General features: G+C 72.3%; 7 protein-coding genes and 1 pseudogene. 5 read left to right on the forward strand and 3 right to left on the reverse strand.

Translation table 11 applies throughout. From position 1 onward, the window contains the following. Window positions 1–9 precede the first annotated feature (9 nt). Together JS756_RS14885 and JS756_RS14890 are read right to left on the reverse strand one after the other, a co-directional pair. Window positions 10–1110, reverse strand: a complete 1101-nt coding sequence (locus tag JS756_RS14885; RefSeq protein WP_205383570.1) for an adenylate/guanylate cyclase domain-containing protein — start codon at window positions 1108–1110, stop codon at window positions 10–12. A gap of 197 nt (window positions 1111–1307) precedes the next feature. After that, window positions 1308–2168, reverse strand: a complete 861-nt coding sequence (locus JS756_RS14890; RefSeq protein ID WP_205383571.1) for a biotin--[acetyl-CoA-carboxylase] ligase — start codon at window positions 2166–2168, stop codon at window positions 1308–1310. 110 nt (window positions 2169–2278) lie between these two features. Here JS756_RS14890 and JS756_RS14895 point away from each other — a divergent pair, with 110 nt between their 5' ends. The 4 genes from JS756_RS14895 (at window position 2279) to JS756_RS14905 (ending at window position 5044) form a co-directional block, all read left to right on the forward strand. Then, complete coding sequence (locus JS756_RS14895) at window positions 2279–3874, forward strand: acyl-CoA carboxylase subunit beta (protein ID WP_205383572.1); 1596 nt, start codon at window positions 2279–2281, stop codon at window positions 3872–3874. 37 nt (window positions 3875–3911) lie between these two features. Then, entirely contained in the window at window positions 3912–4124 is a 213-nt protein-coding gene (locus JS756_RS14900; RefSeq protein WP_205383573.1) for an acyl-CoA carboxylase epsilon subunit, read from the forward strand. 82 nt (window positions 4125–4206) lie between these two features. Continuing rightward, entirely contained in the window at window positions 4207–4335 is a 129-nt protein-coding gene (mmpB, locus tag JS756_RS37560) for a morphogenic membrane protein MmpB (RefSeq protein ID WP_275892686.1), read from the forward strand. An 85-nt stretch (window positions 4336–4420) separates the two neighbouring features. Next, window positions 4421–5044 (forward strand): Maf family protein, encoded by a 624-nt coding sequence (locus JS756_RS14905; RefSeq protein ID WP_205383574.1) that lies wholly within the window; start codon window positions 4421–4423, stop codon window positions 5042–5044. A gap of 565 nt (window positions 5045–5609) precedes the next feature. On the opposite strand, the pseudogene JS756_RS14910 reads toward JS756_RS14905, so the two are convergent. Then, window positions 5610–6053: pseudogene (locus JS756_RS14910) on the reverse strand (hypothetical protein); the annotation flags it as partial. 374 nt (window positions 6054–6427) lie between these two features. Here JS756_RS14910 and JS756_RS14915 point away from each other — a divergent pair. Continuing rightward, window positions 6428–6680: biotin carboxylase N-terminal domain-containing protein (locus JS756_RS14915; protein ID WP_307790650.1), on the forward strand; the 253-nt coding region annotated here is incomplete at its 3' end.

The following is a 6680-nucleotide window of genomic DNA, read 5'->3' on the forward strand; positions in this document are numbered from 1 at the left end:
GGGTGCTACTCACTCCAAAGGGTTCTCGCGTCGGCTCAGCAGCCACGGCTCCACCACACCCAGTCCGCGTACCGGGCGCTGCCACATCGGCCGGAGCGCGAAGCGGTAGGCGGGCGGCTCCTCGCCCTCCTTCTCCGCCGCCACCGCCGCCTCGGCGGCCTCCGCCTCCGACGCGGGGGCGTCGCCGGTGCGGATCAGCTCCTCGGCGAAGGCGCTGTCGACCAGGACGGCGTCCCGGGGAGCTATCGAGGTCAGCCGGGAGGCCAGGTTCACGGTGGTGCCGAACACGTCGCCCATGCGGGTCGTCACCGTGCCGAACGCCATGCCGACGCGCAGCTCCGGCATCGTCTCGTCGTGCCCCATGGTCTCGATGAGCCGCAGGGCGATCTCCGCGGCCGTGCCCGCGTCGTCGGCGGCGTAGAGCACCTCGTCACCGAGCGTCTTGATGAGCCGTCCGCCGCGGGCCGCGACGAGGTCGGCGGCGGTCGTCTCGAAGGCCTCGACGAGTTCGCCCAGTTCCTCCTCCTCCATCCGGCGGGTCAGCCGGGTGAAGCCGACGAGGTCGGCGAAGGCGACGGCCAGGCGGCGGTCGACCATCTCCTCGTCGTCGGCGGCCTGCACCACGCGCCCGGCCGAGGCGGCGAGCTGGCGGCGCCAGACGTACACGAGGAACTCCTGCAGCTCGGGCAGAAGCAGCTCGACGATCGGATACGTCACCTCGGTGCGGGTCATGCCCGGCTCCGGCGGCTCGGTCAGCCCCTCCAGGAAGGAATCGATCTGCCATTCCGCCAGACGAGCGGTGGTCTGCCCGGTGGACCGGGCCACCTGCACCGCCATCGCCTCGCTGAGCAGGCCCGCCTCGACCAGACCGGCCAGCCGCCGCAGGGCGAGGACGTCGGCCTCCGTCAGCGCCTTCGCCTGGCCGATGTCCGCGAAGCCCATCGCCCGCCAGAAGCGGGACGCCAGTTCCATGGAGACGCCCGCGCTGCGCGCCGCCTGAAAGGGCGTGTAGCGCCGCTCGGCGCCGAGGATGAGCTGCTCCAGGCGCAGGGCGAGCGGATCCTCGCCGGGGTCCGTGGCGTGGGGTTCCCCCGTGTCGTCGACGGTCACGCCTGCTGCCCTTCCGATCTATCGCGGTCAGGTATCGACCGGCCTCAACTGTACGGCAGGTGTGCGCCAGCTCACTCTGTCAGGTGGTGCCACGCCGCGCGGGTTCTCCGTCGTCCGCGGGGTACGGGGATGCGGGACCGGCCGGGCGGGTGACGTGCCCCGCCGGGCGGGTGACGCTTCCTGCCGGGCCGGCGGGCTCAGGCGGGCCGCACGTGCACGATGTCCCCCGCCCCGACCGGCTCCTGCACACCCTGGCCGGTGGCGATGACGAGCCTGCCGTCGCCGTCCACCGCGACGGCCTCCCCCACGAGCGACCGGTCGCCGGGCAACTCGGCGCGCACCACACGACCCAGCGTGGCGCAACCCGCCGCATACGTCTCCTGCAGGCCGGACGCCGCCGGGTCGCCGCCGGCCGCGCGCCAGCGGCCGTACCAGTCCTCCAGGGACCGCAGCACGGCCCGCAGCAGCGGGTCACGGTCGGTGCTCAGCGCTCCGGCGAGGGCGAGGGAGCCGGCCGCGGGCACGGGAAGCTCGTCCTCCTTGAGGGTGACGTTGACGCCGACGCCGATGACGACCCCGTCGTCCCCCGCGCGCTCGGCCAGGATGCCGCCGGCCTTGCGCTCCTCGCCGCCCACGGTGACCAGCAGGTCGTTCGGCCACTTCAGGGCCGTGTCCACGCCCGCCGCGCGGGACAGGCCGGTCGCCACGGCGACACCGGTCAGCAGCGGCAGCCAGCCCCACCGCGGCACCGGGACCTCCACGGGCCGCAGCAGGACGGAGAAGAACAGGCCCGAGCGGGGCGGCGCCGTCCACCGGCGGTCCAAGCGGCCCCGCCCGGCGGACTGCTCCTCGGCGACGAGGACCGCGCCCTGGTCCGCCTCGCCGCGCGCGGCGCGGGCCACCAGGTCGGAGTTGGTCGACCCGGTGTGCTGCACCACGTCCACCTCCGACCACAGGCTTCCCTCCCGTACCAGCGCGCGGCGCAGTGCGCCGGCGTTGAGGGGCGGTCGGTCCAGATCCGACCAGCGGCTGTCTCCTGATGCATCTTGCGGCGTCATGCAAGCCACCCTAGGTGTGGTAAACGCCGCACTGCCGACACGGGGAGGCAGCACTACGCTACGGATGAGTAACCGTCCCCCCTTTTGAGCAGGCAGGGAGCCGCATCCCGATGTCCGAGCCGGAAGAGATCGACATCCACACCACCGCGGGCAAGCTCGCGGATCTCCAGCGCCGCATCGAGGAGGCGACGCACGCCGGCTCCGCCCGCGCTGTGGAAAAGCAGCACGCCAAGGGCAAGCTGACGGCGCGTGAGCGCATCGAGCTGCTGATGGACGAGGATTCCTTCGTCGAGCTGGACGAGTTCGCCCGGCACCGCTCCACCAACTTCGGCCTGGAGAACAACCGGCCCTACGGCGACGGCGTCGTCACCGGGTACGGCACCGTCGACGGCCGCCCGGTCGCGGTGTTCTCGCAGGACTTCACCGTGTTCGGTGGCGCGCTGGGCGAGGTCTACGGCCAGAAGATCGTCAAGGTCATGGACTTCGCGCTGAAGACCGGCTGCCCCGTCATCGGCATCAACGACTCCGGCGGCGCCCGCATCCAGGAGGGCGTGGCCTCCCTGGGTGCCTACGGCGAGATCTTCCGCCGCAACACCCACGCCTCGGGTGTGATCCCGCAGATCAGCCTGGTGGTCGGCCCCTGCGCCGGCGGTGCGGTCTACTCCCCGGCGATCACCGACTTCACCGTCATGGTCGACCAGACCTCGCACATGTTCATCACCGGCCCCGACGTCATCAAGACGGTGACCGGCGAGGACGTCGGCTTCGAGGAACTCGGCGGCGCCCGCACCCACAACACCGCCTCCGGCGTCGCCCATCACATGGCCGGCGACGAGAAGGACGCCATCGAGTACGTCAAGCAGCTGCTGAGCTACCTGCCGTCCAACAACCTCTCCGAGCCTCCGGCCTTCCCCGACGAGGCGGACCTCGCCCTCACCGACGAGGACCGCGAGCTGGACGCCCTCGTCCCGGACAGCGCGAACCAGCCGTACGACATGCACACGGTGATCGAGCACGTCCTGGACGACGCCGAGTTCTTCGAGACCCAGCCGCTGTTCGCCCCGAACATCCTCACCGGCTTCGGCCGTGTGGAGGGCCGCCCCGTCGGCATCGTCGCCAACCAGCCGATGCAGTTCGCGGGCTGCCTGGACATCGACGCGTCCGAGAAGGCCGCCCGGTTCGTGCGGACCTGCGACGCCTTCAACGTCCCCGTGCTGACCTTCGTGGACGTGCCCGGCTTCCTGCCCGGCGTCGACCAGGAGCACACCGGCATCATCCGCCGCGGTGCCAAGCTGATCTACGCGTACGCCGAGGCGACGGTCCCGCTGATCACCGTCATCACCCGCAAGGCCTTCGGCGGTGCCTACGACGTCATGGGCTCCAAGCACCTCGGCGCCGACCTCAACCTCGCCTGGCCCACCGCCCAGATCGCCGTCATGGGCGCCCAGGGCGCGGTCAACATCCTGCACCGCCGCACCCTCGCGGAGGCGGAGGCGAGCGGCGAGGACGTGGCGGCGGTCCGGGCGCGGCTCATCCGGGAGTACGAGGACGCCCTCCTCAATCCCTACGTGGCGGCCGACCGCGGGTACATCGACGCGGTGGTCATGCCGTCGGACACCCGCGCCCACATCGTCCGCGGTCTGCGTCAACTGCGCACGAAGCGGGAATCCCTGCCTCCGAAGAAGCACGGCAACATCCCGCTCTGAGCCCCTTCAAGGGCCGGCCGATCGCTAGGAAGCCGTCATGAACATCAAGGTCGTACGGGGAAACCCGACACCGGAGGAGCTCGCCGCCGCCCTGGCGGTGGTCCGGGCCCGCGCCGCGGTGGCTGCTGCCGCACCACCCGGCGCGCCCGGTCCGCAGGACTCCTGGTCGGACCCCTCCCGCATCGCCGCCCGGCGCCTGCCCCAGCCGGGGCAGGCGACCTGGGCCCGCACCTACTGGCCGGGCCGGTAGGACTTCGGTACCGGCCCGGGCCGGGCGCCGTTTGAGTACGCGTACTCAGGCGCCCGGCCGCCGTCCGGCGCACGCTGGACGCATGCTGTGGTCCGACCCCGAGAACGAGCCGCCCGAGGAAATGCGCGACACGCAGGCGATGTTGCGGCGGCTCGGTCTTCTCATGGCGGTGGCCATGGTGCTCGCGATGATCGTGCTCGGAGTGCGCTGAGCGCGCGCCTGCCCGGCCGCCGCGCCGGGCGCCCCCGCTCCTCGCGGACAGTGAGTCCGGCAGGGGCCCCGGCTACCCTGACCGCATGACAGATCAGCCGCGCCGTCGACTCGTGCTCGCCTCCCGGTCCCCCGCCCGGCTCGGACTCCTGCGTCAGGCCGGCTTCGCCCCCGAGGTGATCGTCAGCGGGGTGGACGAGGACGCCGTCACCGCCCCCACCCCGGCCGAGCTGGCCCTCGCCCTCGCCGAGGCGAAGGCGTCCGTCGTGGCCGCGAAGCCCGAGGTCAAGGGTGCCATCGTGATCGGCTGCGACTCGGTGCTCGACCTGGACGGCGAGGCCCTGGGCAAGCCGGCCGACGCCGAGGAGGCCACCGCCCGCTGGAAGGCGATGCGCGGCCGGGCAGGCACCCTCCAGACCGGTCACTGCGTCTACGACACCCTCAGCGGACGGTATGCCTCCGGCACCGCCTCCACCGTCGTCCGCTTCGGCGAGCCCTCCGACGAGGAGATCGCCGCGTACGTCGCCACGGGCGAGCCCCTCTACGTCGCCGGCGCCTTCACCCTGGACGGCCGTTCGGCCCCGTTCATCGACGGCATCGACGGCGACCACGGCAACGTGATCGGCCTGAGCCTGCCGCTGGTCCGCCGGCTGCTGGCCGAACTGGGCGTGGTCATCACGGAGTTGTGGACTCCGGCGGACGAAGTCTGACGGAGGACGTCGGTGGGCCGGCCCGGCGGAAGCCGGGCGGGAGGCTGTCCCGTCAGCCCCGGACCGGACCCGACGGGGCACAGCCGAAGCACACCGGCCGACGGGACCTGGCCACAGCAGGACGGCGGTCCGTCGGGCGGAGCCCGACGGACACGGCAGGAAGACACCCGCACCACCCCGGCGAACGCCGGACCGGCCGCCCCCGACCACGGCAGCAGACCGCCGAGACCGCCGCTCCCGCCCAGCCCCGCACGGCCCCTTCGGGGGCCGGGCTCGGGTGCCGCCCGGGGTCGCCCGAGTGCGGCCGAGTTCGGCCGGGCGTGGTGGTGTCACCGCATCAGCGGTCGCCCGCCGTCCTGACCGGCACGGGGTCGGCGCCGGGCTCCGTCTCCGCGCTCCGGGCATCCGGCCCGCTCCCCGCATGCTCGGCGCCCGCCCCCGTGTGCCCCTCCACGCCCGGCTCCGCGGGCTCGCCGCCCTTCGGGAGGGCCGCACCGCCGCCGTCCCGCGGGAGGCCGTCGTCGCCGCTCCGAGGGGCTCGGCCGTCGTCCTGCGCCGGCGCTCCGCTCCCGGGTGTCCCGGAGGTCGCGGGCGGCTCGGCGGTGACGCCGGGATCCTGCTGGGCGTCGTACGTCATGAGCAGCAGGACGATGAGGGCCAGGACGGCCACCATGAACAGGAACTCGGTCCAGCCCAGCAGCCCCCAGGCGAAGGCACCCAGCAGGCCGTGCACCACCGCCGCGCTGATCAGGAGGATGCGGCCGAGGCCCGCGGGGGCGCGGTCGCGGACGGCGACGAGCAGGGCCACCAGGCCGCACAGGGCGAAGTAGAGGCCGAAGACCACGCCGCCGATCTTCGAGGACGTGGCCATCACGTCGGGGTCGAGCCCGCCGAGAGACATGTGCTGCCGGTCGGCGAGGACCCCGAGGAACCAGTTGACGGCGGCGATGCCGAGTGCCTCGGCGAAGAGCAGCACCGCCACGACCCACGCCACCGGTCTGCGCACCACGCTCTCCACCCGCTTTCGACCGCGACCCCGTCCGGGCCGTTGTTACCCCAAGTACGTTCGAGACATCGCGAACGCTACTAACGGGTAAACCGGGGGACAAGAGCTGTGCCACGGGCAAAGAATCATTGGGCCATTCGTAGGGACTCCACAAAGAAACCGAGTGGCCCGCAGCACGCTCTCACAGAGACCTTGACCACACGAGCGGGCTAGGGTTTCCCGAAGGAGTCCTGCGTACCGAGGTGCGACAAGGGCTTTCGCGGGTCGAGCGCGCCTCGCATCACGCTCCGTGTGGGCAAGCTCACCATTGGGGACGGGTCGAAGTGCCGTGTCGGCAGTCCCTAAACTCGGCTTGTTTCAAGGAGGGAGCCTCAATCGTGCGCAAGGTGCTCATCGCCAACCGTGGCGAAATCGCTGTCCGCGTGGCCCGGGCCTGCCGGGACGCCGGGATCGCGAGCGTGGCCGTCTACGCCGACCCGGACCGGGACGCTCTGCATGTCCGCGCCGCGGATGAGGCGTTCGCTCTGGGCGGTGACACCCCGGCCACCAGCTACCTGGACATCGAGAAAGTACTCAAGGCCGCCCGCGAGTCCGGCGCGGACGCCATCCATCCCGGCTACGGGTTCCTGT

This window comes from Streptomyces actuosus (genome assembly GCF_016921115.1).
Lineage (GTDB): Bacteria > Actinomycetota > Actinomycetes > Streptomycetales > Streptomycetaceae > Streptomyces > Streptomyces actuosus_A.

Coding starts and splice junctions, on each gene's coding strand:
- JS756_RS14890 (WP_205383571.1), bottom strand. CDS start 2,168: ATGACGCCGCAAGATGCATCAGGAGACAGCCGCTGGTCGGATCTGGAC.
- JS756_RS14895 (WP_205383572.1), top strand. CDS start 2,279: ATGTCCGAGCCGGAAGAGATCGACATCCACACCACCGCGGGCAAGCTC.
- JS756_RS14900 (WP_205383573.1), top strand. CDS start 3,912: ATGAACATCAAGGTCGTACGGGGAAACCCGACACCGGAGGAGCTCGCC.
- mmpB (WP_275892686.1), top strand. CDS start 4,207: ATGCTGTGGTCCGACCCCGAGAACGAGCCGCCCGAGGAAATGCGCGAC.
- JS756_RS14905 (WP_205383574.1), top strand. CDS start 4,421: ATGACAGATCAGCCGCGCCGTCGACTCGTGCTCGCCTCCCGGTCCCCC.